Raw genomic sequence first — 25,963 nt, forward strand, 5'->3', positions numbered from 1 at the left:
AAATGAAATCAAGAGTCGATTTAAAACGGGCTAAATGCTGCGTTATAAAAATTGGTAGTGCCGTTTTAACAAATAATGGTCAAGGTTTAAATCGTTCGGCTATTAATCATTGGGTCGCGCAAATTAGCCAATTAAAAGCGCGCGGAATTGATGTAATTATTGTTTCATCAGGTTCAGTGGCAGAAGGAATGGTGAGATTAGGTTGGTCCGCTCGCCCGCATGCGCTTCAGGAGCTTCAAGCGGCTGCTTCAGTTGGTCAAATGGGGCTTATTCAGGCATATGAACAAAGCTTTCAAGCAGAAGGCTATAAAACGGCGCAGGTTTTGCTAACACATGATGATCTGGCAAATAGAACGCGGTATTTAAATGCCAGAGCAACCATTAAGACCTTGTTAGATTTCTCGGTCGTACCGATTATTAATGAAAATGATGTGGTTGCAAATGAGGAATTACGTGTTGGTGATAACGATACGCTGGCGGCTATTATTGCTAATTTAATGAGCGCAGATTTGTTGATGATTCTCACAGACCAAGATGGTTTTTTCGATAGCGATCCAAGAGTCAATTCGGCTGCAGCCTTATTAAATGAAGTAGGTGTTGATGAAGAGTTTCTAGATCAAGCGGCTAGCGGTGGTTCTGGAACTTTGGGGCGTGGCGGTATGCAAACAAAGTTAACAGCAGCGCGAATCGCATCTCGTTCTGGAACGGCAACTATTATTGCTCCAGGGTTAAGGCAAAATGTTATTTTAAGTATTATTGATGGTCGGGCGATAGGGACCTTGCTAATACCTAATGAAGCCCCTGTTTCGGCGCGTAAACGGTGGTTAACAGCACATTTAGATGTCAAAGGTCGGGTTGTGCTAGATGTTGGAGCTGCGCAAGCAATAAAAAGGTCTGGGGTGAGTTTGCTGCCAATTGGAGTTGTTGCCGTTAATGGTGAGTTTGCTAGGGGCGAATTAGTTGTTTGTGTTAATGAAAGTGGTGAAGAATTGGCCCGTGGCTTAGTGAATTACAGCTCAACTGATATAGATAAAATTAAGCAAAACAATAGTTCTGAAATTGAACGGCTACTTGGTTATGTTGGTGAGTCAGAAGTTATTCATCGCGATAATTTGGTCTTGCTATAGGCCGGCAATTTACGGGCAATAAAAAAGCCGACCATATGGTCGGCTTTTTTTATAAAACTTAATAACTACTTATGCTTGCTTAAGTTTAACAATGCGAGCATTAAGGCGGCTCTTTAGGCGAGCAGCTTTGTTTTTATGGATAATGCCTTTAGTGACAGCGCCATCAATGTAAGGAACAGCTTCATGATAGGCGGCTTCTGTTACCTCAGCATTACCTTCTTCCGCACTATACACAACACGCTTAATTTTTGTGCGTAATCGTGTACGCGCAGCCATGTTAGTTTGACGGTTTCTTTCTGATTGTTTGGCGCGTTTTAACGCTTGTGCACTGTTAGCCAAGGTAAATCCTCTGGTGATGTAAAAAAGATTTCGCATTTTGCTTAAATATTCAAGCTTTGTCAAGCCTGAGGTCAAGATACATGATTAAACCTTGAATGAATTTGCTCGTTTGGCGCTTGAGTTCACGCTTTCAATGGATATTGCAAGGATTTGGAGTCTACTTTGTCGAGAGTGTTCTGCTTAATGTCCATATTAAATTAGTTTTTTGTTAATTGACGTATGCTTTATTGATAATAAAGTGCTGTTAAGTTCACTCTGGGGTGTGCCAGCTCCATGCATCCCTTATAATTAAGCGCTAGATAGGGGCTGGCAAATTTCATAAACGAAGGTTTTTTTGTCTGTGGGCAAAGCTTTTTAATAAAATAAGGGTAAAGACGCTGAGTAAAACATTAATAAAATCGACAGCGATTGTTGGTAGCATGACATTGATTTCGCGTGTTTTAGGCTTTGTACGAGATATTGTTATTGCACGTTTTTTTGGCGCAAGCGAAGGGACAGATGCTTTTTTTGTAGCCTTTAAAATCCCCAATTTTATGCGCCGCTTGTTTGCTGAAGGCGCTTTTTCGCAAGCTTTTGTGCCGGTGCTGTCGGAATATAAAGAAACCCAATCAACCGAGGCATTAAAAGAGTTACTTGGGAAAACGGCAGGTACGCTGGCAACAGTGTTGTTTTTTATAACGTTACTGGGTGTTATTGGAGCGCCAGTTTTAATTTATATGTTTGCCCCGGGTTTTGACTCAACAGGCTCACGCTACGAGTTGGCCGTTGATATGTTGAGGATAACATTTCCTTATCTATTTTTTATTTCACTGACAGCCATGGCCGGTGGTGTCTTAAACACCTACGGTAAGTTTGCAATTCCTGCGGTAACGCCAGTGTTATTGAATTTATCATTTTTAGCGGCAATATGCTGGTTGTCTCCCTTGCTTGAAAGGCCAATTATGGCGTTAGCGTGGGCTGTTTTGTTGGCAGGAATCGCTCAACTTGCCTTTCAATTTCCTTACTTAAAACAGTTGGGTTTATTGCCTAGAATGTCATTTGATCGTGGACATGCAGGCGTTAAGAAAATTATGAAGTTAATGTTACCAGCCTTATTTGGTGTGTCGGTAACGCAAATTAACTTGTTGGTAGATACTTTGCTGGCATCATTTTTAGTGGCTGGCAGTGTTTCATGGCTTTATTTTTCTGATCGCTTAGTGGAATTTCCGCTCGGTATATTTGGTATTGCCTTGGCAACTGTCATTTTACCTAATTTATCTAAAAGCCACGCGGCAGGTAAGACTAAAGACTTTTCTGCAAGCCTGGACACAGGCTTACGTTGGGTGGTGTTTCTTGGTTTGCCAGCAGCAGCAGGTTTGTTTTTTCTAGCTCAGCCAATGTTAGCAACACTGTTTCAGTACGATGCGTTTACAAGTACTGATGTCGATAATGCATCGTTAAGTCTTATGGCTTACTCAATAGGCCTGCCTGCCTTTATCCTTGTTAAGGTATTGGTGCCGGGTTTTACCGCGAGGCAAGATATGAAAACGCCCGTTAAAATTGGTATTATTGCCGTGGTTTCAAATATGTTAATGAGTGTTGTCTTAGTATTCTTTTTTCAACATGCAGGCCTGGCTTTGGCAACATCGTTAGCGGCTTTTGTTAATGCCGGTTTGTTATTTACTATTTTGATAAAATCTGAAGCGTTCAAACCTCAACAAGGGTGGGTGAGTTTTGTTATAAAAGTGTTGATTGCCAACCTGGTTGTCGGTGTCATCTATGCCTATGATTATTCGCCAGTTCAGTGGTATGAATGGGGTGCGTTTGACCGAGTTTTGCATTTAACGTTGGAAATACTCATGGTGGTTTTGTTGTATGTTACGACCGCGTTCTTAGTGGGTGTGCGTCCTCGGCATTTGTTACTTAAGGGCAAATAATTTATGAGATTAATTAGGTACTTGCCAGATGGGCAGGCTTTTCCAAATGGTAGCGTGTTAACTATCGGCAATTTTGATGGTGTTCATGTTGGACACCGGATGGTGTTGAGCGCCTTAATTGAACAGGCGAAAAGCTTAGGCTTGCAAGCAGTTGTTATGTGTTTTGAGCCACAACCTATTGAATATTTTCGGGCTGAGGCAGCCCCTGCACGTGTGTCGACTGCGAGAGATAAAATAGAGCAGTTGTCGGAAACCGGCGTTGATGCGCTTTATCTTGTGCGTTTTAATGACTTGTTGGCGAATATGTCTGCAGAGCAGTTTGTAGAAATGTTGGTTCAACGGCTTAATGTTCAATTATTGATCGTGGGTGATGATTTTTGTTTTGGCAAAAATCGCCAAGGTAATTTTGAGTATTTAAAAGTCGCGGGAGAAAAATATGGTTTTTCCGTACAGCGCTCCCATTCTTTTAAAATTGAAAATGAGCGTGTTAGTAGTACATTAGTTCGACGTGCGTTGGAAAATGGGCGCCTAGATAAAGTGGCGGTTTATTTAAATAGGCGCTTTAGTATGTCCGGTCGTGTTATGCATGGGCACAAACGAGGGCGAGAGTTGGGTTTTCCTACGGCTAACATCCGGGTGAAAAATAGAAAAACTCCGCTTAAAGGTGTTTTTGCCGTTACAATAACACTCGAATCGGGCGTGGTATATAAAGGGGTTGCGAACGTTGGAACGCGGCCTTCCATTGAAGAAGCAACAGCGGTTTTATTAGAAGCACACCTATTTGAATTTTCTGGTGACTTATATGGTCAACGCGTTGTCGTTGCGTTTGCAAAAAAATTACGCGAAGAGAAAAAATTTGAAAATTTAGAACAGTTAACGCAGCAAATTTTAATTGATTCTGAACAAGCTAAAACATACTTTAATCAGACATTAACATCCTAAGAGCATCATGGATTACAAAACAACACTGAACTTGCCAAAAACCAGCTTTCCGATGAAGGCTAACCTTGCTAACCGCGAACCCAATGCGTTGAAACGTTGGCAGGAAATGGGGTTGTACCAGAAAATACGTGAAAAATTTGCTGGTCGTCCTCAATTTGTCCTACATGATGGACCGCCTTATGCAAATGGCCCTATTCATATTGGTCATGCGGTGAATAAAGTACTTAAGGATATGATTATAAAGAGTAAAACCCTGCAAGGTTTTGACTCGCCTTATGTGCCAGGTTGGGATTGTCATGGCCTGCCTATTGAATTGATGGTGGAAAAGAAAATCGGCAAAGCAGGCGTGAAGGTGTCGGCAGCTGAGTTTCGTAAAGCCTGTAGAGCCTATGCGACCAAACAAGTAGCTATGCAGAAAGAAGAGTTTGTGCGTCTGGGTGTTTTTGGTGATTGGGAGCGTCCTTACCTGAGTATGGATTTTCAATTTGAGGCGGATATTGTTCGCTCACTAGGCCGTATTATTGAAAAAGGTCATTTGCATAAGGGATCAAAGCCTGTGCATTGGTGTACCGATTGTGGCTCTGCGTTAGCAGAAGCAGAAGTGGAATACGAAGATAAACGTTCACCAGCCATTGATGTGCGTTTTACGGTCAATGATGAGTCAAGGTTTTTACAACAACTCCACAGCAGTGATAATGCACCTGGGCACGGCCCTATCTCCGTCGTTATTTGGACGACTACACCGTGGACTTTACCGGCGAACCAAGCGGTTTCATTAAATCCTGAGTTTGATTATGTGTTGGTTCAAAGCGGTGATGAGCGCCTTGTTTTGGCGGAAAAGTTATTAAAAGATGCAATGTTACGTTATGGCATTGAAGATTACCGTGTGCTTGGGTATTGCAAAGGTAAAGATTTGGAACATATGACGCTGAGTCACCCGTTTTATGATCGTGTTGTTCCTATTATTGTCGGTCATCATGTAACGGCTGAGGCAGGCACAGGTGCAGTGCACACTGCGCCGGGCCATGGGCAGGACGATTATATTATTGGTCAGCAATATAAGTTACCAGTGGACAACCCTGTTGGCGATAATGGCGTGTTTTTAGCCAGTACTCCTTTGTTTGCTGGTAAACATGTTTTCAATGCGAATGATGAGGTGATTGACGTTTTAAAAGAACGTGGTGCGCTCGTGCATTCAGAAGTGTTAAATCACAGCTATCCACATTGCTGGCGACATAAAACGCCAATCATTTTTAGAGCAACACCGCAGTGGTTTATCTCGATGGATAAAAATAATCTGCGAGAAAAGGCACTGGCAGAGATTAAGCAAGCCTCGTGGGTGCCAGAATGGGGTGAAGCGCGTATTAATAGCATGGTTGAGGGGCGGCCAGATTGGTGTATTTCTCGTCAGCGCAACTGGGGCGTGCCGATTGCTTTGTTTGTGCATAAAGAAACGGGTGAATTACACCCCAATACGGCTGGCTTGATTGAGCAAGTGGCGGTTCTTATAGAAGAGTCGGGTATTGAAGCCTGGTTTGATTTAGATGCTTCGACATTGCTAGGTGATGAAGCGGATGAGTACAGTAAAATTAATGATATTTTAGATGTATGGTTTGATTCTGGTGTAACGCATGCCTGTGTTTTAGAGCGGCGTGAAGCATTAACGTTTCCAGCGGATATGTATCTTGAAGGGTCAGACCAACATCGAGGTTGGTTTCAGTCATCTTTGCTGACATCGGTTGCCATGAATGACCAAGCGCCTTATAAGGCTGTTTTGACACATGGTTTTACCGTCGATGCGAAAGGTATGAAAATGTCTAAGTCAAAAGGCAATGTTATTGCGCCTCAAAAGGTGATTAACTCCCTTGGAGCGGATGTTTTACGCCTTTGGGTTTCAGCTAATGATTACAGTGGCGAAATGACTGTCTCGGATGAGATTTTAAAACGAGCATCTGATGTTTATCGTCGATTGAGAAATACCGCACGTTATTTGTTATCAAATTTAAATGACTTTGATCCAGCAAAAGATATGGTAGCGTTTGCTGATATGTTGCCATTAGATCGTTGGGCGGTTGAAAAAACCCGTGATGTTCAAAAAGACGTATTGAAACACTACGATCAATACCAGTTTTTACAAGTTCACCAAGGTATCCACCACTTTTGTTCTGTTGAAATGGGCAGCTTTTACTTAGATGTCATTAAAGACCGCCAATACACATTACAACAAAATAGCTTAGCAAGGCGTTCATCGCAAACGGCAATGTTCCATATTGCCGAAGCATTAGTGCGTTGGGTGGCACCAATACTCAGTTATACAGCCGAGGAAATTTGGTCAGCAATGCCAGGTGAACGTGAAGAGTCAGTGTTTTTGGCCACTGCTTATGACGGTTTCCCGATTGAGGATACTGAAGTAAGTAATGAGTTGGCGTTTTGGAAGCCGGTGATAGAGACGCGTGAATTGGTTAGTAAAGAGCTGGAACGCGTCAGAGAAGAAGGTCTAATTGGTTCTGGCTTAGATGCAAGCGTCATCTTGTATTGTGAGGGTGAATTATATGAAACACTGGCTAAGATGAACGATGAACTACGTTTTATCTTTATTACCTCATATGCCGAAGTAAAACCTCTTGCAGACAAACCCGAGCAGGCAAAGGCAACGGATAATGCTCAGTTATTCATCACCGTTACTGCCAGTGAGCATGAAAAATGTATTCGTTGTTGGCATCACCGTCACGATGTGGGTGAATCTGAAACGCACCCTGAACTATGTGGGCGTTGCGTAGAAAATATAGAAGGCAGCGGTGAGCAAAGACTGTTCGCTTAGAGTAAGCCGTATGTTTAAGTGGTTAGGATTGTCACTGCTGGTTATAGTTCTGGATCAGGTCAGTAAACTTTGGGTGGTTGCATCTTTTAGCTTATACGAGTCTATTGATGTTATGCCGTTCGTGAATTTAACGTATGTGCATAATAAAGGCGCGGCGTTTAGTTTTTTAAGTACCGCCGGTGGTTGGCAACGTTGGTTCTTTGTCGCAATCGCATCGATTGCAACACTGATTTTGGTGATTTGGTTAAGCCGTTTGAAGCCGAAAGAAAAATGGATGGCCGTGAGCCTGTCATTGATTTTGGGTGGTGCAATAGGTAATCTATATGATCGGGTTGCCTATGGTTATGTTATTGATTTTATAGACGTTTATTATAATTCTTACCACTGGCCCGTATTTAATATTGCTGATTCAGCCATTTCAATTGGCGTTGTAATGATGTTGATAGATATGTTCCGAGGCGAAGACTCAACGGCCAGTCAGTAGCGTCCTAAATTTTTGCCAATCGAAGCTTTCGCCAGGGTCAGTTTTTCGGCCCGGAGAAACGTCACAATGACCAACGATGGTTTCTGTAGAAAGCTCAGGATAATGTTGTATCAAAGTTTGGCAGCAGCAACTAAGTGCTTGGTATTGTTTCTCTGTATAAGGGATATGGTCCGCACCTTCTAATTCTATGCCGATAGAAAAATCATTACAGTTGTCCTCGCCGGCATACTGTGAAACACCAGCATGCCATGCACGTTCTTGAAACGGAACATATTGCGTCACGCTACCATCACGACGGATTAATAAATGTGAAGACACTTTAAGAGTGCAAATCTCTTGAAAATACGGGTGTTGTTTAGGGTCTAATTGATTAAGAAAAAAATCATCAATCCAACCCGCTCCAAATTGATCAGGGGGCAGGCTGATTCCATGCACAATAATTAACCGAATATCAAAAGGGTTTGGACGCTCGTTTTTATTCGGCGAGGCTTTAAATTCAGCAGTTTCTAGTAGACCTAGGCGAATATTTGTTGGTGTGTCAGGCATATAAAATGAGGGTATCTAAATATGTGCTCTAGCGCACAACTTTATACATGAGCTGACTATACTCTATGTATCCAGAATACAAAAAAATTTCAGTTTATGGAAAAAGCACAATCACAGGCAAGGGTAGTTCCTATTCGCCAAAATAACAACCGTTCAACATCGAGGAACACTATGTCGGTAGAGAAGCAAAGGGTGATTAATGCATCAGTTAATTTATTGAAAAGTTATTTGCAAAAAATGCTGGTTATCCACTTGGAAAAGAGTGAACAGCAGTTGTTTGATGCGATAGATAGCAAAAAAATGGACGCTGCAACCGGCGATATTAAGGTGTTTCAAAAGGCCTCTTTGTACATTCCTTCGCTATACATTGATAGTGTGATTAAAAACCTTTCTAGTTTTTCAGCGTCGCCTAATCCGACGGTTGGCGAAGCGTTTGCCTCATCAGTTGAAACCGAAGATTGGTCTGGTTTACAGTTATTGGGAACAGACGAAATTGAAGGCCAGTTACTAATCGATGGCTATATTGCTAACTGTGAAAGTGAGTTGGTTGATGTCTTGTATGCGCTAGCTCGTCGCATTGAATTTGTGTCGGGCACAGACGAACTTAAAGCGAGTAAAAACCCATTTGGCCCAGCCATTTTATTGAAGACTTATGTTGAGTTATTGAAAGGCGAGTCGTTTTCAAAACAGGCTCATAACATTTTGTGTGAATCATTTTCACAAGAGGTTCTTACGAATTTAGGTGATGTTTTAGGGGAGATTAATGAGGTGTTTGTTCAAGCAGGCATCCTGCCAACATTACCGAAACCAAAAATCAAAAATACTAATGCAGCCGTTAAGCGGGCAGCACAATCATTTACTAATGAAAAAGTAGCACATACGAACCACGAGCAGGCGCCGGTCACGGAGCAGCCTATCACGACAGCAAAAGTATCGATGGCTGAAATTGACCCTGCGCTATATACGGGCTTGGTTGAAATGGCGCAGGTGTATCGTTCTCAGCAGGGTGATAGCATGGTGTCCGATGGGTTGACAGTGTCTGGACAGCAACTACCGACAACGGAGCTTGTTGATACACTGACTCATCTTCAAAAAGAAGGCGCAGTGGAGGGTATTGATATAGCTGAAAGTGTTCGCCTAAAAATTGGGGAAAGAATTCAAGTTGATGGTCAGCGCCAACCATATGCAGAACAAGATGACACATTAATTGATGTGGTTGCGATGTTTTTTGATGTGATTTTGCAAGATCGTCAATTGCCCGATACGGTTCGGGCGATGATTGCTCAATTGCAAATTCCTATTTTAAAAGTGGCAATGATAGATAAGGAGTTTTTCGCCAAAAAAAGTCACCCAGCAAGAAAATTTCTAAATGCCATGTCACAAGCAGGCTTGGGTGTGAGCGAAAAGAACCGACAAATTAGAAGTGCTGTGTTTGAAAAAATGGAAGAGTTAGTCGAGCGAGTACTGATGGAGTTCGATAATGACGTGGAGATATTTGCTGAACTTAATGAAGAATTTGATGTATTTATGGAGCAGCAGCAGCGTCAAATAGACGTGATAGAGGAACGCTCTCGCAAAGTGACTAAAAGTACCGAACAGCTTGAGTTAACAAAGCGTCAAGCTGCCTATGAAATTGCTTTGCGACTAAATGGTAAGTCAGTGCCTGAGTTCATTCAGTTATTTTTAGACGACGCATGGAAAGACGTGCTTGTATTAGCCTTATTAAGGCGCGAAAGGGAGCCACAAGAAACGCAGAAATGTATTGAGGTAATTGATAGGCTAGTGGTCAGTGTTGTTGAGCCAGCGGATGACGCGGCTAGAGAATTGATTATAGAGGGGCTGGCTAGGTTGTTGAAAGACATTAAAGTTGGACTGGAAAATATCTCATATGATTTTCATCAATCCGTTCCATTTTTTAAAGAGCTGGAGTCCTGGCATAAACAGTTATTGGTTATGAGGGTCGGCGAACAAGACAATATTCCAGTGGCTGAGAAGGTAGTTATGGTTGAGGTTAACGAAGACTTATGTGACAACCTCGAAGAGGATTTATTGCAAGAGCTTGAAAGCAAAAAAGCACAAATGCCAAACGATAAATTCAGCAAGTTGGCATCTAAAATAGATGTTGGTGATTGGGTTGAGTATACGGGGGAAGATGGTGGTGTTTTACGTGCCAAATTGTCTTGGAAAAGTTCGGTTACTATGCAATGTCTTTTTGTGAATGATTGCGGCGTTAAAGCAATGGATATTAGTCTGGATGATTTAGCAGAAGCGTTTAGGCAAAAACGAATGACTATTATTGGTCAAGAAAGGGCGCCGCTAGTAGACAGGGTGTTAGCGGGAATGAAGAGCCTAATGACATCAAAAAGTGCTGAACCTGGCTTGGCATGAGATTCTTATTAGCATTAAATTATGTGATAATAAAGAGCCTCTAACAAAGAGGCTTTTTTTATTTTTCAGGTGAATGGATTTTTATGCTCGACCCCAAAATAATAGACGAAGATGTTTGTCGGTTTTTAGCAGAAGATGTTGGTAGTGGTGATTTAACCGCACTGGTCATTCCAGAAGAGAAATTAGCTAAAGCAACTATTCTAACGCGTGAAGCCATGTTGGTATGTGGCCAAGCATGGGTGAATGCGGTTTTTAAAAAGCTGGATGAAAAGGTTGTCATCGATTGGCAGTTTAAAGAAGGCGAGCAGGCATATGCTGGTGATACCTTGTGTTACCTATCAGGCTCTGCACGGGCTTTATTAACAGGAGAACGCGCAGCGTTAAATATGTTGCAGACCTTATCGGCAACAGCGTCACTTGCTAAGCAATTTGCGAAAGCAGTTGAAGGTACGTCAGCGACCGTATTAGATACGCGTAAAACAATCCCTGGCTTACGGTTGGCGCAAAAGTATGCAGTTCGCTGTGGCGGAGCGTCTAATCATAGGGTTGGCTTGTACGATGGTATGTTGATAAAGGAAAATCATATTATGGCGGCTGGTTCAATTGCAAAAGCGGTCGCTGCTGCTCGTCTAAGCAGTTCGCTGGTTGATGTTGAGGTAGAGGTTGAAAACTTAGACGAGGTGAAACAAGCACTTGAAGCGAAAGCGGACATCTTGTTATTAGACAACTTCACTTTAGAGCAATTGCGTGAAGCGGTTGAGCTTAATAAAGGCGTTGCGAAACTAGAGGCGTCGGGTAATGTTAATTTATCGACTATCCGAGATATTGCTAAAACAGGTGTGGATTTTATTTCGGTAGGCGCGTTAACAAAAAATATTCAAGCTGTCGACTTATCAATGCGCGTGGACTTAGAAGCCTAAGCTAGTCATTAACCCTAGCGGCTAATACATCACAGGTTGCACCGTGTAGGACGGCATTAGCGGTAGAGCCGAGTAATAAACTAAGTCCACGTCGTCCATGACTTCCCACCACAATAAGGTCGCATGGCAGGTCTTTGCTGAGCTGATGAATCGTATCAGCGGGGCGGCCAATTTGGATTAATTGGTTTTCTTCTGCTAGGTCGATGGAAGCGGCGAGTTTACTGAGTTTCTTTTTTGCTGACGCTTCAATCTCATCTTGAACCGGTAATAAATCAGTTGAGATAGTCCCATCAAATGCCAAATGTGAGGACTCTACAAGGGGTTCAATAACATGAATAGCTGATAATTTGGCGTGGTTTTGTTGAGCAAGCTCGTGCGCTTTTTTTAAAACAAATAAGGAATGTTCGCTGAGGTCTAGGGCTACTAAAATATGTTGGTAAGTCGTCATGGTAATTCCTTACTGTTTGCTTCCTTACTGTAAGAATAAGGGTTAGTCATCTGGTTTGGCAAGCCATTTTATGCGTCTATTGGAAATACCTTATCCGGATTTAATAGATTTTTGGGGTCAAATTGAGCCTTAATTTTTTTCATAATGCCGATAGCTGTGGCTTCTAGTTCTAAATTAATATAATCACGTTTTTCAAGCCCGATACCGTGCTCGCCAGATAGGCTGCCATTAAGTTGTATGACTAATTCAAATACCTCGGCTAAACATTCTTTTGCTCTATCTAGCTGCTCAAGCTGAACGAGAAGATTAACATGAATGTTTCCATTTCCTGCATGACCAAAATTAACAATAGGGATTTGATAATGTTTAGATAGTGCCTGAAGGCCATTAATTAACTTAGGAATATAGCTAACGGGAACAACCACGTCTTCATTTATTTTTTTTGGAGCGACTTTTCGAAGAGATGGAGAAAGGGCTTTTCTAGCAGACCAAAGCTGTTTAACTTGTTCAGCTGTATGGGCAATATGAATGTCGATGAGGCCATCGACCGATGCACTCGCTGCGACTTTATCTGCAATGGCATCCAGCCCAAATTGATCACCATCAACCTCTATCATTAGTAAGGCTTGTGCATTATCAGGTAAATCTAATTGGGCGTCTTCTTTAACCAGTGAAATTGCGGTTCCATCCATAAACTCCAAGGCGCAAGGGGTGATTGGTTGTGCCATGATGCGTGCAATGGCATTAGCCGCGGCTTGAATAGAATCGTAAGTAGCTTGAAGTGTGCGTTTGCTTTCAGCCAAAGGTGTTAGTTTTAGGGTTGCTTGGCTAATAATGGCTAAGGTACCTTCAGAGCCAATAATGAGTCGAGTTAAGTCGTAGCCGACGACGCTTTTTGTGGTGTTTGCGCCGGTTTTTAAGGTTTCTCCACTGCCGGTAATACAGGTTAACCCTAATGTGTTCTCGCGTGGTGTGCCGTATTTCACAGCCCGTGGGCCAGCTGAGTTATAAGCAAGGTTTCCACCAACGGTGCAAATGCTTGCGCTGGTTGGGTCGGGAGGCCAAAAGAAACCATGTTCTGCCGCCGCTTGTTGAATGGCCTGATTAGTTACACCGGGTTCAACAATCATCATGCGGTTATCAGGGTCTATGCTGATGATATTATCCATTTTCTCGGTGGATAAGATAATTGCACCATTCGATGGTACGCTAGCACCTGTTGTGCCGGTTCCGCTGCCACGTGCAGTGATGGCTATATTATGTGTGTTACATAATAGGACGGTATCAATTATTTGTTGATGAGAGCTAGGGAAAACAACAGCAAGGGGTTCTTTGTGTCGTCGGCTGTTATCATAGCCGTAACTCCAACAGTCAGCGGGGTCTAAGAAAAGTGATTTTTCGTGATAAAGCCCGGTTAACTGCTGTAAAAAGTCGTCATTTTTTTTTCTCATTAGTCAGTAATTTCAAACAACTTCACTACACGTTGAACACCGCCTACCCGCCGAACTGTTTCAATGACAGGGGTTACTTCGTGCTGTTTTAGAATACCTAATAAATAAACGACACCGTTTTCAGAAACAATTTTGACGCGAGTGGGATCAAACCCTTTTATTTTATTAAGGCTAAATAAAGCAACTTTAGCTTTGCTGGTAATCAGGCCGTCACTGCTACGAGAGACTAAGGAACTTGGCGCAGCGATTAGAATTTCATTATGTACTTTTCGGACTTTTGGTATTTTGCGCAATCTATTTGCAATATCGTTGCGCAGGCTTTCTGTTGGTGCTTCACCGGTTAGCAATAAGATACCGTTATAGCAAGTAGCATTAACGTGTGTGTTTATACGAATATTATCTACGCCATATAAGACACCCAACGCTTTAAGTTCAATGGTTTGATCATCAATGACGGTGCCAGTGGTGCGTCTGTCATGAACAACGGCAGCGCCTGTAGTGGCGGTTCCAACAGCAACAGCTGCACAGCCTGATAATAAAACGATGGACAGTAAAGCGGGTACTATAAAAGCTTTTTTAAAAAACATGTTGTTTATCCGAATAATTGAAAGTCGATCAGGTCACAAAGACAATGGGTGATTAAAAGATGGACTTCTTGAATACGGGCCGTTGAGTTAGACGGTACCCTTAATTCAATGTCGCTATCTTGTAATAAATCATTAGCGGCTATCGTGCCGCCATCTTTACCAGTAATGACGATCACCAACATTTCTCGGTCATGCGCAGCACTGATGGCTGATACGATGTTCTTGGAGTTTCCGCTTGTTGTGTAGGCTAATAAAATATCGCCCGCTTGCCCCAGTGCACGTATTTGCTTAGAAAACACCTCGTCGTACGAATAATCGTTTGCAATGGAGGTTAGCGTTGAGGTGTCTGTGCTAAGTGCAATAGCTGGTAGGCTAGGGCGCTCACGTTCAAAACGATTAAGCATTTCAGAAGAAAAATGTTGCGCGTCCCCTGCCGACCCACCGTTACCGCAGGTTAGAACTTTGCCATTGTTAAGTAAGCTCTGGACAATAGCTTGGCCGGCTAATTCAATGGAGTTGGGAAGCGACTCTAAAGCGTCGTGTTTTGTTTGAATGCTATCGGTAAAGTGTTGATAGATTCTTTCTTGTAAACTCATGTTAGAACTCATCAAATGCGTTGGTAACCCATTGTATCTCATGCTGGCTAGAGGAGGGTGAAATTGCGATTACATCAAATCGAAAGTTTTGCTGGCCTGATGTGTTGGCAATGTAGTGTTGAGCACACTTTATAAGTTTAGCTTGTTTGCGTCGATCGACAGACAGTAAAGCGCCGCCAAATTTCGTTGAGGAACGGTAACGAACCTCAATAAAAACGGTGTAGTCATTGTCTTTCATAATTAAGTCAATTTCACCCAAGCGAGTACGATAGTTTCTTTGTATAAGAACAAGACCTTTTTGACGTAAAAAGGTAAGTGCTAAGTCCTCGTTTTGTTGACCAAGAGCATTAGATGAGTCCATTAAAGGGGGGCAGTATTAACTTGTTCGGTGTGTTGAGGAGAAGGCACTACTGATTGCATATTCATCGTGCGCTCAAGGTGAGGTGCCAGTCCTAATGATTTGACTTGACCGCGCTGGAATTGGCCGCAACTCAATTGCCTGTTAATGACGTTATTATTCATTGAAAGAATACCGGTTTTGCCATCAAGGCGAGCAAAATGGTTGGATTTCAAGTGTTCTAAATGTGGAATAAGTTGATACGCATCGTAACCAAAGGCAGTTAATCGACGGTGTAACCCACGAGTATTGGGCCATTGTTTTAGTGCCTGGTTGAGAGAGCCATTTTGTTGCTTATTAGGTTCGATAAGCCAGGGCATGTCACAGAAAAAAACGTCATCTAAATCACGGTTTGCCCCTTTGTTTTGCTCACCCTCGTAAATTTTGGAAGTACTAAAAATAGCAATGTCGGCAGCGCGGTGGAAACGTAATTGTGGCTTGATTAAGCGGCCTTCACGAGGGCTTGCCAATAAAAAGATAAAGTCTGCATCGTGACGACGTCTTTCTTCGAATTTGATGTTCAGGTTAAGGCGCTGACGAAGTTGTTTAAAGCGGTAAACACTGTCGTCAATTTGTAACAGGCTTTTAATGGCAGTGGAGTAGTCTGCTTGATTAGCTTCGTATGTTTGTACATCTAGAACTTGTCCACCAAGTTTTTGCCAAAGCGATGAAAAATGACCGGCTAATCGTTCGCCACTGTTTGATTGAGGCGTTAAAATTAATGCTTTTTGGTGCCCTTTTAGCCAAGCAAAACTGAGTATTTGCGTAATATCTTCTTCGGGTGACAACGAGAACTCAACGTAATGAGGGCTATGATGACTACCATTTTTATTGAGCCCAATAACAGGGATGGGTAAATCAGGTAATAAGGCTATTTTACTAAGGTTTATTTTGTCCAGTGGGCCAATAATGATGTTAACGCCATCGCTTATGGCTTGTTGATAAAGCGTTTCAACGGGTGCAGATGAGGTGTCGTAAAAATGAATATTCAGCGGCCATTTGTTGGCCATGGAGTATGCAGCAGCGGTGATGCCTTTACGAACACTAAAAGCAGCCTGTGAGAAAGGGCCTTGGCTTGGAAGGAAAACGCCTACTTTATTGGGTGCTATGAAGTTTTCTTGGGACTGTTTGGCCATGGTTAGAAGAAATGAACCATTCGCGGCGTGTGTGGGGTATTGTTGTTTCCACGATTCAACATCAGAACTGTTTGGAATAAAGGTGACTTGTTGTTTTTTTATAATGGCAAGGTCTACCCAGCCAGCCATATTGTTGTCAGCTGTTGGTAATAAAGCACGTAGAGCGTGCTCGGACAATAAAGATAAAACATTCACTAAGTCCAATTGATTATTGAGCTTGCTAGTGGGCTCATTTATGAGTGCATCTAATATAATGCGTTCGCGGGCACTTTCGATTAAATTACCAGCTTGGAAGAAAGCAGAGCTAGTCAGTGTGTGAAGATCAATGCGTTGTTCGTTGTTTAAATTAAGCTCACTTACGCTCATTAATACGCTAATAGCGTCTTCGGCTTTACCTTGCTCAAGTAAGAGTGTTGCGAGGGATAGTTTATTATCACTGGTAAGCTGTGATGAACGTGTCAGTAAAGAGTCAATGAGCGAGTCAGCATTTGCTAGGTCGCCAGCATTAAAATAGGCCTCAATAGCAGATATTAGATATTGGTTTTTGAGAGGGGCCTGACTGTTTTTTGCCAGTTGTTTGAACAGCATTGCCGCACGAGAAAATTGTTGTTGAGACAAAGCTTCTTGGGCTTGAATTGCCAATGGGTTAGACTGTTCGACCGTGGGCGTTTCTATCGGTTCAAGAGCGCTACAATTTGCTAAAAGCAGTACGATAAACGCTATAACTACTAGTTTGAAAGGCGTAATTAAACTCTTTTTGTATGGACTCATAAACGAACGACTTAAACCGCAAAATTAAAAATGATCAAACCAGTGCTTAGTATCTTTTTCAGGGTCAACGATGTCAAACGATAAAGGCATACTTTATATTGTAGCCACACCTATTGGGAATTTATCAGATATCAGTTTACGTGCTTTAGAAGTGCTTAAGGCGGTTGATGTGATTGCCGCCGAGGACACGCGTAATAGCAAAGTCTTGTTGAATAACTACTCGATAAACACAGCGATGACGGCCTACCATGAGCATAACGAAAACAATAAGCGTCAGTTTTTATTAGAAAAGTTGAGCGCTGGCGAATCAATCGCGTTGATATCGGATGCGGGCACACCACTTATTAATGACCCAGGTTACTCCTTAGTTGAAGGGGTCAAGCAGGCTGGTTTTGAGGTGGTGCCGGTTCCCGGTGCTTGTGCGTTAATTGCGGCGCTTAGCGCATCTGGATTAGCAACAGATAGGTTTAGTTTCGAAGGCTTCTTGCCGCGAACATCGGCAGCGCGAAAAGCAATTTTTGAGATATATAAGGGTCGTCAAGGTACGCTCGTATTTTATGAATCGAGCCATCGCATTATTAAATGCATGGACGATATATTCGCTACGTATGACCCAACGCATAAGATATCGATTGCCCGTGAATTGACTAAAACATATGAAACAATTGCAACAGGGTCGGTTGCAGATATTTATCAATTACTTCAAGCAGATAGTAATATGCAGCGTGGTGAGTTTGTCGTATTGATAGAAGGCGTCAACAAAAAGCAGCATAAAAAGGATGAGCTGTCCGATGAAGACGTTAAGACCCTAGAAACTTTATTGCTAGAGTGTTCACTAAAAACGGCTGTTAAATTGGCAGTTCAATTGACCGGTCAGCCAAAGAAAGCGCTGTATAAAAGAGCACTTGAAATACAAGCTGATGATTAAAAAAAGGACAAAAACTAGGGTGAGTTTGGTCTGCTTTAATCAGGCTTCAAAACTTAATTTGCGTTGTTGCTTTAACAGAATGTTTTTATAAGGTTGCCTGGAGGTAGTGTTGAGCTTGCATGAGTAGAATGCTTGCCGTGTTAAGTAAAACTGTGTCAGTTGCCTTTTTACATTAACAATAGCAATTAATTTTTATTGTTAATAAAATTGATCGAAGAGGTATTAGTTTGTACACTGCACGCGGAGTTGGCCAGGCAGTCGCTCTGCGCAAGCAGGGAGGAAAGTCCGGGCTTCATAGGGTAAAGTGCCAGGTAACGCCTGGGGGGCGTGAGCCTACGGATAGTGCAGCAGAAAGGAAACCGCCTAAGTCTACTGGTAGACCGGTAAGGGTGAAACGGTGCGGTAAGAGCGCACCGCGTGTACGGTAACGTATCACGGCGATGGTAAACCCCACTTGAAGCAAGACCAAATAGAGAAGTAGCAACGTAAGTTGCAACGTGTGGCCCACACGGCTTCTGGGTAGGTCGCTCGAGGTGCATAGTGATATGCATCCCAGATGAATGACTGTCCTCGACAGAACCCGGCTTATCGGCCAACTCCACTTACTTTTATAACGATTCTAACGCCTAAAAACAGCTCGCTTAAGTGCTAAAGGCATTGTTTTTTCATTGTTTGGCCTATGTTGCGTCGCGGTATTTTATGTAGTAAAATTCGCCTTAACGAACGTTAAGTAACCAGTTGGTAGATGAACGCACAAAGCAAAGAAATAAATACACGCATTAACATACTGGATAAGGCCACACCGTTATTTGCCGCTAAAGGCTATAACGGCGTTTCTATGCGTGAATTATCTAAATTGGTTGGCTTGAGTACCGCCGCAATTTACCATCACTTTCCCGATAAACACGCGCTATATTTTGAAGTGCTGAAACACTCATTTGTTGATAAGGCGACTGCCATAGCAGGCTCTGTTTCAAACACAGGGGCACCGCTAGAGCGACTTGAAAGTTTTATCGAGCGCTTTGCCTTGATGGTTAATGACGATCAAAACGTTAGGGCGTTAGTCATGTGGGAGTTGCTGGATGGGGATGAGGCGAGGTTGAAGTTAGTGGCTGAAGAAGTGCTATTAGAGCCCTTTAAAATGGTTCTAGCCTTGGTTCAGGATATTGCCCCTGAGGCTGACCATTACATGTTAACCGTCTCCAGTATTTGGTTGGTGCTATCGCACTCAGCTACCAGACCTATGTGTCAATACTTACCGGGATGGAAGACATCTTATAGTGACCCAAGTGTTATTTCGTCACACGTTATACAACTATTGAAAAACAATATTAATACCATCAATACAGTGGCCGATGAGAGGGGCCCTAATACATGAGTTTTTTGAAAAAACAATTAACACTTATGCTGTCAATAGGTTTGCTGGTTAACCTATTAGGGTGTTCTGAGCAGCCTAAGGCTGAAAAAGCAGTGAAAGAACCTTGGGCACTGCAAACAGCACAGGTGCAAGTTGAGAGTCTACCAATAGTTTATCGAACAACAGGCTCTATTGTTTCAGATCATCGTGTTGATGTTGCCTCTAGAAGCACGGGCTATATTAAGAAAATCTTGGTGCGTGAAGGTGATTCGGTGACGACCGGACAAACATTAGTGGTATTGGATGGTGCGGATGTTGAAGGTGCTATTCGGCAAGTCACCGCGTCGGTGGATAAAGCAAAATCGGCATTAAAAGATGCGCAAACCGATCTGGAAAGCTTCCAAGCATTATTTGAGCGTGGCAGCGTGTCTGAAAACAAACTCAGAAAAGTACGGTTGCAGCGGGATATCGCGCAAGACACATTACGCGAAGCTAAAGCAGCGCTACAAACAACTCAGGCGCAGCGTCAATATACTCAAATTACAAGCCCAGTTAGTGGTGTGGTAGTGGGGCGGCATAAACGTGAAGGAGATTTGGCAGCACCTGCTATACCTTTACTAACAGTTGAGTCAGCTGACGGTTTGTTATTTGAAACGTATATTGGCGAGGGACAGTTAAAAAATATCAGTCGAGGAGAAACTGTTGAGCTGGTTATTGATGCGCTTGATGAATCGCTTCATGGCGTTATTGCTCGAGTTGTTCCATCGGCTGATCCGTTAACGCGTAAATCACAAGTAAAAGTCTCGTTACCGGATAACAGTAAGCTACGGCCAGGGATGTTTGGGCGAGCTCATTTTAAAGTAGGCGTTAAATCCTCGCCGGTTATTCGTGTTGAGTCCTTGATAAGCAGGGCGGGCTTAACCGGGGTATATATAGTTGACGAACAACAGCGCATTCATTTTCGCTGGCTACGCTTAGGGAAAACAACCCGCGGAAAAATTGAAGTATTAGTCGGTTTAACGGGTGGCGAGCAAATTGTATCAGCCCCTACTGAGCGGTTGCGAGAGGGTGACTCTATTCAAGCAAGGGATGTAGTGGGTGGATAATAAGCGATTAAATCCGGCGGGATGGGTTGCGCATGCTTTCGTTACCTCCAAGTTAACCGTGTTATTTATGCTCAGCTGTGTATTGCTGGGTATTATCGCTATTTTGTTAACGCCTCGTGAGGAAAACCCGCAAATTGTGGTGCCGGGCGCCGAAATTTTTGTCAGCATGCCGGGTGCAACACCAAGCGAAATAGAAGAACTGGTGATCAATCCATTAGAAGGCATTATTCGAGAAATACCTGGTGTTGATCATACCTATGCAACCGCACTGAACTCTATGGGTGTGGTGAGTGTTCAGTTTAAAGTAGGGCTTGATAAGGAAGAATCGCTCGTGAAGCTTTACGACCGAGTTCTAGGAAAACAAGACCAATTACCTGCTGATGCTTCAGTTCCTTTAATTAGAAGTGTTGATGTTGATGATGTGCCAATTCTAACGGTTACCCTAGCCTCAGAAAAATATGATGATTACGCTTTAAAACGCCTAGCAGACCATATGGTAGACCGTTTACGTAGTTTGAATGAAGTGTCGGTTGCCTACGTTAAAGGAGGGCGAGACAGAGAGGTTCGGGTCGAACTTGATCCTGAAAGGTTGTTGGGTTTTGGTATTACGCTAGACCAAATGCAGGCAGCATTGCAAGCTGGTAATGTATCGGCCCCGGTTGGCACACAAGCAATTCAAGGAAAGGTTAGTAACCTCTACTTAGATGGGTTTTTAACGTCTGCTGAACAAGTCAAAAAACTAATAATAGGTAGCTTTAATCAACAAGCTATTTACATGGAAGATGTTGCAGACATCATTGATGGTCCTCGAGAAGAACGAGACAAACTTTCACGATTTGCTTATGGCCCAGCAGACCCAAGATTTGGTTCCACCGCTACGGTAGAAATCCCCGCGGTTTCTATTGCCGTTGCAAAAAAAACCGGGACCAATGCGGTCTTCGTAGCGGATGATGTGCTAGATAGAATTGAGCGGATGAAAAACAGTTTTATTCCCGCCGGAGTAGAGGTCATTATTACGCGTAATGATGGCAAAAAGGCTGATGATGCGGTTAATAATTTGATTGAGCATCTGGGTATCGCTATCATTTCTGTTTTTGTTGTTATTGTGCTTTTTCTTGGGTTTAAAGAAGCGCTCATCGTTGGGATTAGTGTGCCTTTTATTTTGGCTTTAACACTGGGTTCTGACTATATATTTGGAATCACCATCAATAGAGTCACTTTGTTCGGTTTAATTCTCTCTTTAGGGTTATTAGTGGATTCTTCAATTGTGGTGATTGAGAATATTCATAGGCATTATAAAAGCTTATGGTTAAAGGATAAGGTGGATGTCACCGTTGAGGCCACTAACGAAATTGGGAACCCAACCAATTTAGCGACGTTTGCCGTTATGTTGGTGTTTGGTTCGTTGGTGGTGGTGACAGACATGGCAGGGCAATATTTTTTCCCCATCGCATTTAATGTGCCAATGGCCATGTTTGCGTCATTATTAGTGGCTTATATTGTTACACCTTGGGCTGCTAACCGTTGGCTCAAACCGGGTGAAGGGGAAGATTTAGAAACGCCCCATGACAATGATAAATTACATCAGTTTTACTACAACATTATTACGCCCTTATTAGCTCGTCGGCGTTATCGCTACATTACAATAGGCGTTATTGTCTTAGCTATTGTGTTATCCATGTTGCAACCAGCTTGGCAATTTATTCGCCCTGCGGGTGTGGGTGGCCCAGTGTCAGCGGGCGGTATTCCTTTAGTCTTTTTGCCGAAGGATAATAAAAACACCTTTAACATTACGATCGACATGCCTGAATTCACGCCGATAGAAGTGACCGATCAGATCACTCGCGAAGTGGGTGCTCTATTGCGTGAGCGTGATAACGTGCTTAATTATCAAAGTTGGGTTGGGCAAACGGGCGTTATTGATTTTAATGGCTTGTTAAAGGGAGCGGGTAATAAAAAAGGTTCATTTGTTGCTGAAGTGAGAGTGAATTTAACGGATAAAAAAACGCGAGATATGAGTTCTATTGATTTAGTTGCTCAGCTGCGTCCTGCAATGGAAAAAATTCAGCAACGTTACCCTGGCAGTGTTATTCAATTAGCAGAAGACTTACCCGGCCCGCCTTTACGGGCGACGGTTTTAGCTGAAATTTATGGTAAAGATCCGGAAAAGCTTCGTGAAATATCAGCCAAGGTGAGCAAGGTGTTTAAAGAGACTTACGGCGTTGTTGAGGTGCATGACTCTGAAGTGGCTGATGTGCCACAGTTTAGAGTGATTGTAGATAAAGAAAAAGCCGCTTTATCGGGTGTTTCAGTAGCGCAGGTTGTACAAGCATTGAGGCAAATGGTCAGTGGGACTGAGATGGGCCGTTTACATATTGCGTCAGAAAAAAAGATTGTGCCAATACGCTTACATATTCCTTATCAATACCAGATAGACCCAACGCTTTTATCGAGTATTTATTTAACGAACAGACAAGGGCAAAGAATACCGCTATCTGAATTGACTCGAGTGGTTAACGATATTCAAGACCGGCCAATTTTGCATAAGGATTATGAGCGCGTGACATTTGTAGGTGCAGAACTGAGCGATACCACACCGGTGTATGCAGTGATGGATATAGATCAACGATTAGACAATCTGTCATTGGGTGAAGGAGAGGTGTTAACAACGGGTAATTTACAATTACAATCGGTTACCCCTGACACGATTGATGGATACCAATTGCTATGGGATGGCGAGATTCGTTTAACCTTAGATGTTTTTCGCGACATGTTAGGTGCGCTTGGTATTGCATTGGTTTTTATCTATCTATTATTGGTCGGTTATTATGCCTCGTTTAAAATACCACTGATAGCCATGTCGGCTATTCCACTTGGGCTGATTGGTGTGTTTCCTGGGCACTGGATAGTTGGTGAACCTTTCACCTCAACGTCGATGATTGGAGTAATAGCATTAGCGGGTGTGGTGGTTCGTAACTCATTGTTAATTATTGATTTTGTAGTGGACTATATGAAAAAAGGTATGTCTGCACATGAAGCGGTTAGAGAGGCAGGGGCTGTTCGGTTACGGCCAATTTTATTGACAGCATTGGCGATTGTTTTGGGCTCTGCGGTGATGTTATCTGACCCTGTTTTTGGTGGGCTGGCGATCTCATTAATCTTCGGTACGATTGTGTCAACGGCGTTGACACTGGTTGTGGTACCGATGTTGCTGTATTCAATGTTAACACGTCAGTCGCTTCATACTGGTTCAACAGGAGAAGACTAATGTTGTTTAAAAAGAACCAACTTTTTGCTCTTGTACTTTTGTTTGGCTGCGTGCTTCCCATGGCTTTAGAAGCAGAAACACTCGAGCAGGCATGGGATATTGCCATCAAGTATGACCATAGTCTTCAAGCGGTGCGTGAAAATACACAAGCTAGTCAATACCAGCTAGAGGCAGCAAAGGCAGCCCGTTTGCCTAATGTCACTGTTGGGGCAGGGTATAGCATGATGGAGAATGACCCAGAAGCAAAAGTAGATTTTGCGGGTGTATCAACACAATTCCCATTGGCTGAACGAGAAAGTTATTCGTACAAAGCGATGACGGTATTACCTATTTACACCGGTGGAAAAATTAGTCGTGGTATCGATGCGGCAACCTCTTCGTTAGAAGCTTCAAAAAAGTTTGAGGCGGGTAAAGTGCTAGACTTGAAGCTGAAAGTGGCTGAAGCCTACATCGCGGTGTTGCGATTAAGTAAAGCACTTGAGGTGGCAAATAGTCATGTGGTCAGCCTATCCTCGCATAAGGCAGATGTTGAAAACCTATATCAGCAGGGGATGGTATCAAGAAATGATTTATTAGCCGCGAAAGTTGCTTTGGCCGATGCAGTGCAGTCATCTATGCAGGTTGAAAATAGGCTTGATATTAGTCAATCTGCCTATAATCGTTTACTGGGGCGAGATTTTCAAACAGCGGTCTTATTGAAAGAATTAGAGCCGCAAAGAGTAGACCTTTCGTTGGATATGTTATTGGCTCAAGCGATTAAGCAACGTTACGAATTGCGTGTTTTAAAAGAACAAGCCGACGCACTTAAATCCAAAGCAAAGGCTGTTCGAGCAGGTAATGCGCCACAAGTTGCTTTAACGGGCGGTTATGATTTTCAAGAAAACGAGTATCAGGCACATGAGGGTCAATGGTTAGTAGGTGTCGGTGTGAAATGGACGTTGTTCGATGCAGGCCTAATTCGTCATCAATCGTCAGCAATGGCTCGTCAAGCGCGTTCACTTGAAAAACAATATGATGAAGTATTAAGCCTTGTTAAACTGCAAGTAAGGCAATATTGGCTAGACGTACAAGAAACACGTAAACGTCTTGGCGTAACCGAGCAATCTATTGATCAGGCAGAAGAAAACCTAAAGGTTAATCGTGATCGGTATGAGCATGGCTTATCAACCAATACCGATGTGCTTAGTGCCGAAGCACTACGGAAAAACAGCCAGAATAACCATGCAAATGCTGTTTATGATGCGGTCTTAGCAAGCATTAGGTTAAAAAGGGCTATCAGTGATTTATAAGCGCTCTATCAACTTACATAAAGAATTTTAATCAAGTATGGAACTATCGACCCCCGCCTTATTATTTCCCGCTATTTCATTGTTACTACTTGCCTATACGAATCGCTTTTTGGGCTTGGCAAACGTTATCCGCGGTTTACATCAGCAAATTAATGAGACGAATAAGCAGCTTATTGCACGTCAGATTATCAGTTTGCAGTTGCGTATAAAGTTAATCATCTGGATGCAAATTTTGGGGGTACTAAGCATTAGTTTTTGCGTAGCTGCGATGTTCCTATTATTTTTAGCGGCTGGTGATTTCGGTCAATGGGCTTTTACTATCAGTTTAGTACTCATGATGCTGTCGCTGGTTGTTTCACTATACGAGCTGATTATTTCAGGCCATGCACTTAATATAGAACTTGAAGATATCGATTGTTAGCCAATAAATGGTAGTCAGTAATACGACTGTTACCCGTGAGTGATAGGCGTATTAGTAATATCTTTTAGAATACCGTTCTTAATATTGTAAACCCAGCCGTGTACCGATAAGTCAGCACCACTTTTCCAAGCATTCTTGACGATAGTGGTGTCACAAACATTAGCTACTTGCTCAATCACGTTTAATTCACATAAACGGTGTTCCATTTCTTCCTGATCAGTAATTGCATTTAACTCAGTTGCGTGAAGGCGATGTACATCTTTAATGTGCCCAAGCCAATTATCAATAAGCCCATGGTCAACGTCCTCCAGTGAGGCTTTGATACCGCCGCAACCATAATGGCCGCAAACGATAATATGCTTAACTTTAAGTACTTCAATGGCAAACTGCATAACCGACAAGCAGTTTAGATCACTGTGGATAACCATATTAGCAATGTTACGATGAACAAAGACCTCACCTGGGGCAAGATTCAGTAGCTGATTGGACGGTACTCGGCTATCAGAGCAGCCAATCCAAAGGTACTCGGGTGATTGCAGTTTAGATAAATTTTTAAAAAAGTTTGGGTCTTCGTCTGTAATGGACTGAGCCCACTCTTTATTTTGTTTAAAAAGATGTTCCAGCTTTTTCATATTCATTTGCCACGATGATTTTTAATGGTGATTAAATTTTACATGAATTTGGGTCACTATCTCACCGATCTTTAGGTCAAATGAATCGATTGC

Annotated in this window: 22 protein-coding genes and 1 other RNA gene; 14 read left to right on the forward strand and 9 right to left on the reverse strand. The window is 42.7% G+C overall.

Annotation, left to right across the window (positions count from 1 at the left end; genetic code table 11):
* The first annotated feature begins 2 nt into the window (after positions 1-2).
* Entirely contained in the window at positions 3-1,127 is a 1,125-nt protein-coding gene (gene proB, locus CYCPU_RS0102855; protein ID WP_016389793.1) for a glutamate 5-kinase, read from the forward strand.
* 69 nt (positions 1,128-1,196) lie between these two features.
* Here proB and rpsT read toward each other — a convergent pair whose 3' ends face one another.
* Positions 1,197-1,466 (reverse strand): 30S ribosomal protein S20, encoded by a 270-nt coding sequence (rpsT, locus tag CYCPU_RS0102860; RefSeq protein ID WP_015005376.1) that lies wholly within the window; start codon positions 1,464-1,466, stop codon positions 1,197-1,199.
* A gap of 392 nt (positions 1,467-1,858) precedes the next feature.
* On the opposite strand from rpsT, the gene murJ reads away from it, so the two are divergent.
* From murJ to lspA, 4 genes are read left to right on the forward strand one after another with little or no spacing between them, the layout of a single operon-like run.
* A complete protein-coding gene (gene murJ / locus CYCPU_RS0102870; protein ID WP_026362572.1) occupies positions 1,859-3,382 on the forward strand; it encodes a murein biosynthesis integral membrane protein MurJ in 1,524 nt (507 codons plus the stop codon).
* Between the two features lie 3 nt (positions 3,383-3,385).
* A complete protein-coding gene (ribF, locus tag CYCPU_RS0102875) occupies positions 3,386-4,324 on the forward strand; it encodes a bifunctional riboflavin kinase/FAD synthetase (protein ID WP_015005378.1) in 939 nt (312 codons plus the stop codon).
* A gap of 7 nt (positions 4,325-4,331) precedes the next feature.
* Entirely contained in the window at positions 4,332-7,145 is a 2,814-nt protein-coding gene (gene ileS / locus CYCPU_RS0102880; RefSeq protein ID WP_020161875.1) for an isoleucine--tRNA ligase, read from the forward strand.
* Positions 7,146-7,155: 10 nt separating this feature from the next.
* Positions 7,156-7,629: a signal peptidase II gene (lspA, locus tag CYCPU_RS0102885; RefSeq protein WP_016389788.1), complete on the forward strand. Its 474-nt coding sequence runs from the start codon at positions 7,156-7,158 to the stop codon at positions 7,627-7,629.
* On the opposite strand, the gene ampD is transcribed toward lspA, so the two are convergent.
* Positions 7,612-8,175, reverse strand: coding sequence for a 1,6-anhydro-N-acetylmuramyl-L-alanine amidase AmpD (gene ampD, locus CYCPU_RS0102890; protein ID WP_015005381.1), 564 nt, complete (start codon positions 8,173-8,175; stop codon positions 7,612-7,614). The genes lspA and ampD overlap by 18 nt on opposite strands.
* Positions 8,176-8,346: 171 nt before the next feature.
* Here ampD and CYCPU_RS0102895 point away from each other — a divergent pair, with 171 nt between their 5' ends.
* Positions 8,347-10,563, forward strand: coding sequence for a DUF1631 family protein (locus CYCPU_RS0102895; protein ID WP_020161876.1), 2,217 nt, complete (start codon positions 8,347-8,349; stop codon positions 10,561-10,563).
* A gap of 83 nt (positions 10,564-10,646) precedes the next feature.
* Positions 10,647-11,483: a carboxylating nicotinate-nucleotide diphosphorylase gene (nadC, locus tag CYCPU_RS0102900; RefSeq protein ID WP_015005383.1), complete on the forward strand. Its 837-nt coding sequence runs from the start codon at positions 10,647-10,649 to the stop codon at positions 11,481-11,483.
* A 1-nt stretch (position 11,484) separates the two neighbouring features.
* Here nadC and CYCPU_RS0102905 read toward each other — a convergent pair whose 3' ends face one another.
* From CYCPU_RS0102905 to CYCPU_RS0102930, 6 genes are all read right to left on the reverse strand, one after another.
* Positions 11,485-11,931, reverse strand: coding sequence for a universal stress protein (locus CYCPU_RS0102905; RefSeq protein ID WP_015005384.1), 447 nt, complete (start codon positions 11,929-11,931; stop codon positions 11,485-11,487).
* A 68-nt stretch (positions 11,932-11,999) separates the two neighbouring features.
* Entirely contained in the window at positions 12,000-13,382 is a 1,383-nt protein-coding gene (locus CYCPU_RS0102910) for an FAD-binding oxidoreductase (RefSeq protein WP_016389783.1), read from the reverse strand.
* Positions 13,382-13,969 carry a BON domain-containing protein gene (locus CYCPU_RS0102915; protein ID WP_020161877.1) on the reverse strand — a complete coding sequence of 196 codons (588 nt, stop codon included), beginning with the start codon at positions 13,967-13,969 and terminating at the stop codon, positions 13,382-13,384. The genes CYCPU_RS0102910 and CYCPU_RS0102915 overlap by 1 nt, the downstream gene beginning before the upstream one ends.
* A gap of 5 nt (positions 13,970-13,974) precedes the next feature.
* Complete coding sequence (locus CYCPU_RS0102920; RefSeq protein ID WP_015005387.1) at positions 13,975-14,565, reverse strand: phosphoheptose isomerase; 591 nt, start codon at positions 14,563-14,565, stop codon at positions 13,975-13,977.
* A gap of 1 nt (position 14,566) precedes the next feature.
* Entirely contained in the window at positions 14,567-14,926 is a 360-nt protein-coding gene (locus CYCPU_RS0102925) for a YraN family protein (protein WP_016389780.1), read from the reverse strand.
* A complete protein-coding gene (locus tag CYCPU_RS0102930) occupies positions 14,926-16,869 on the reverse strand; it encodes a penicillin-binding protein activator (RefSeq protein ID WP_020161879.1) in 1,944 nt (647 codons plus the stop codon). Before CYCPU_RS0102930 ends, CYCPU_RS0102925 begins: the two co-directional genes overlap by 1 nt.
* Positions 16,870-16,939: 70 nt before the next feature.
* Between CYCPU_RS0102930 and rsmI the strand changes: the two genes are divergently transcribed.
* The 7 genes from rsmI to CYCPU_RS0102960 all read left to right on the forward strand — a co-directional run bounded on the left by rsmI (position 16,940) and on the right by CYCPU_RS0102960 (position 25,238).
* Entirely contained in the window at positions 16,940-17,797 is an 858-nt protein-coding gene (rsmI, locus tag CYCPU_RS0102935; RefSeq protein ID WP_020161880.1) for a 16S rRNA (cytidine(1402)-2'-O)-methyltransferase, read from the forward strand.
* A gap of 242 nt (positions 17,798-18,039) precedes the next feature.
* Positions 18,040-18,401, forward strand: an RNA gene (gene rnpB / locus CYCPU_RS11865) — RNase P RNA component class A.
* Positions 18,402-18,542: 141 nt separating this feature from the next.
* Positions 18,543-19,175, forward strand: a complete 633-nt coding sequence (locus tag CYCPU_RS0102940; protein WP_015005392.1) for a TetR/AcrR family transcriptional regulator — start codon at positions 18,543-18,545, stop codon at positions 19,173-19,175.
* Positions 19,172-20,260, forward strand: coding sequence for an efflux RND transporter periplasmic adaptor subunit (locus CYCPU_RS0102945; RefSeq protein ID WP_020161881.1), 1,089 nt, complete (start codon positions 19,172-19,174; stop codon positions 20,258-20,260). The genes CYCPU_RS0102940 and CYCPU_RS0102945 overlap by 4 nt, the downstream gene beginning before the upstream one ends.
* Positions 20,253-23,528, forward strand: a complete 3,276-nt coding sequence (locus CYCPU_RS0102950; RefSeq protein ID WP_020161882.1) for an efflux RND transporter permease subunit — start codon at positions 20,253-20,255, stop codon at positions 23,526-23,528. The genes CYCPU_RS0102945 and CYCPU_RS0102950 overlap by 8 nt, the downstream gene beginning before the upstream one ends.
* A complete protein-coding gene (locus tag CYCPU_RS0102955) occupies positions 23,528-24,817 on the forward strand; it encodes a TolC family protein (protein WP_020161883.1) in 1,290 nt (429 codons plus the stop codon). The genes CYCPU_RS0102950 and CYCPU_RS0102955 overlap by 1 nt, the downstream gene beginning before the upstream one ends.
* 37 nt (positions 24,818-24,854) lie before the next feature.
* Positions 24,855-25,238: a DUF2721 domain-containing protein gene (locus CYCPU_RS0102960; RefSeq protein ID WP_015005396.1), complete on the forward strand. Its 384-nt coding sequence runs from the start codon at positions 24,855-24,857 to the stop codon at positions 25,236-25,238.
* A 29-nt stretch (positions 25,239-25,267) separates the two neighbouring features.
* Here the strand turns inward: CYCPU_RS0102960 and can are convergent, their stop codons facing one another.
* Positions 25,268-25,870: a carbonate dehydratase gene (gene can / locus CYCPU_RS0102965; protein ID WP_015005397.1), complete on the reverse strand. Its 603-nt coding sequence runs from the start codon at positions 25,868-25,870 to the stop codon at positions 25,268-25,270.
* Positions 25,871-25,963: the final 93 nt, after the last annotated feature.

Source organism: Cycloclasticus pugetii PS-1, from assembly GCF_000384415.1.
GTDB classification, from domain to species: domain Bacteria; phylum Pseudomonadota; class Gammaproteobacteria; order Methylococcales; family Cycloclasticaceae; genus Cycloclasticus; species Cycloclasticus pugetii.

Bases quoted from the DNA above. Each gene is read 5' to 3' on its own strand.
- CYCPU_RS0102955 (WP_020161883.1), top strand. From the start codon at position 23,528: ATGTTGTTTAAAAAGAACCAACTTTTTGCTCTTGTACTTTTGTTTGGC.
- CYCPU_RS0102905 (WP_015005384.1), bottom strand. From the start codon at position 11,931: ATGACGACTTACCAACATATTTTAGTAGCCCTAGACCTCAGCGAACAT.
- CYCPU_RS0102915 (WP_020161877.1), bottom strand. From the start codon at position 13,969: ATGTTTTTTAAAAAAGCTTTTATAGTACCCGCTTTACTGTCCATCGTT.
- rsmI (WP_020161880.1), top strand. From the start codon at position 16,940: ATGTCAAACGATAAAGGCATACTTTATATTGTAGCCACACCTATTGGG.
- can (WP_015005397.1), bottom strand. From the start codon at position 25,870: ATGAAAAAGCTGGAACATCTTTTTAAACAAAATAAAGAGTGGGCTCAG.
- CYCPU_RS0102960 (WP_015005396.1), top strand. From the start codon at position 24,855: ATGGAACTATCGACCCCCGCCTTATTATTTCCCGCTATTTCATTGTTA.
- ribF (WP_015005378.1), top strand. From the start codon at position 3,386: ATGAGATTAATTAGGTACTTGCCAGATGGGCAGGCTTTTCCAAATGGT.
- nadC (WP_015005383.1), top strand. From the start codon at position 10,647: ATGCTCGACCCCAAAATAATAGACGAAGATGTTTGTCGGTTTTTAGCA.
- CYCPU_RS0102920 (WP_015005387.1), bottom strand. From the start codon at position 14,565: ATGAGTTTACAAGAAAGAATCTATCAACACTTTACCGATAGCATTCAA.
- proB (WP_016389793.1), top strand. From the start codon at position 3: ATGAAATCAAGAGTCGATTTAAAACGGGCTAAATGCTGCGTTATAAAA.
- CYCPU_RS0102925 (WP_016389780.1), bottom strand. From the start codon at position 14,926: ATGGACTCATCTAATGCTCTTGGTCAACAAAACGAGGACTTAGCACTT.
- CYCPU_RS0102930 (WP_020161879.1), bottom strand. From the start codon at position 16,869: ATGAGTCCATACAAAAAGAGTTTAATTACGCCTTTCAAACTAGTAGTT.
- CYCPU_RS0102895 (WP_020161876.1), top strand. From the start codon at position 8,347: ATGTCGGTAGAGAAGCAAAGGGTGATTAATGCATCAGTTAATTTATTG.
- lspA (WP_016389788.1), top strand. From the start codon at position 7,156: ATGTTTAAGTGGTTAGGATTGTCACTGCTGGTTATAGTTCTGGATCAG.
- ampD (WP_015005381.1), bottom strand. From the start codon at position 8,175: ATGCCTGACACACCAACAAATATTCGCCTAGGTCTACTAGAAACTGCT.
- CYCPU_RS0102945 (WP_020161881.1), top strand. From the start codon at position 19,172: ATGAGTTTTTTGAAAAAACAATTAACACTTATGCTGTCAATAGGTTTG.
- CYCPU_RS0102940 (WP_015005392.1), top strand. From the start codon at position 18,543: ATGAACGCACAAAGCAAAGAAATAAATACACGCATTAACATACTGGAT.
- ileS (WP_020161875.1), top strand. From the start codon at position 4,332: ATGGATTACAAAACAACACTGAACTTGCCAAAAACCAGCTTTCCGATG.
- CYCPU_RS0102910 (WP_016389783.1), bottom strand. From the start codon at position 13,382: ATGAGAAAAAAAAATGACGACTTTTTACAGCAGTTAACCGGGCTTTAT.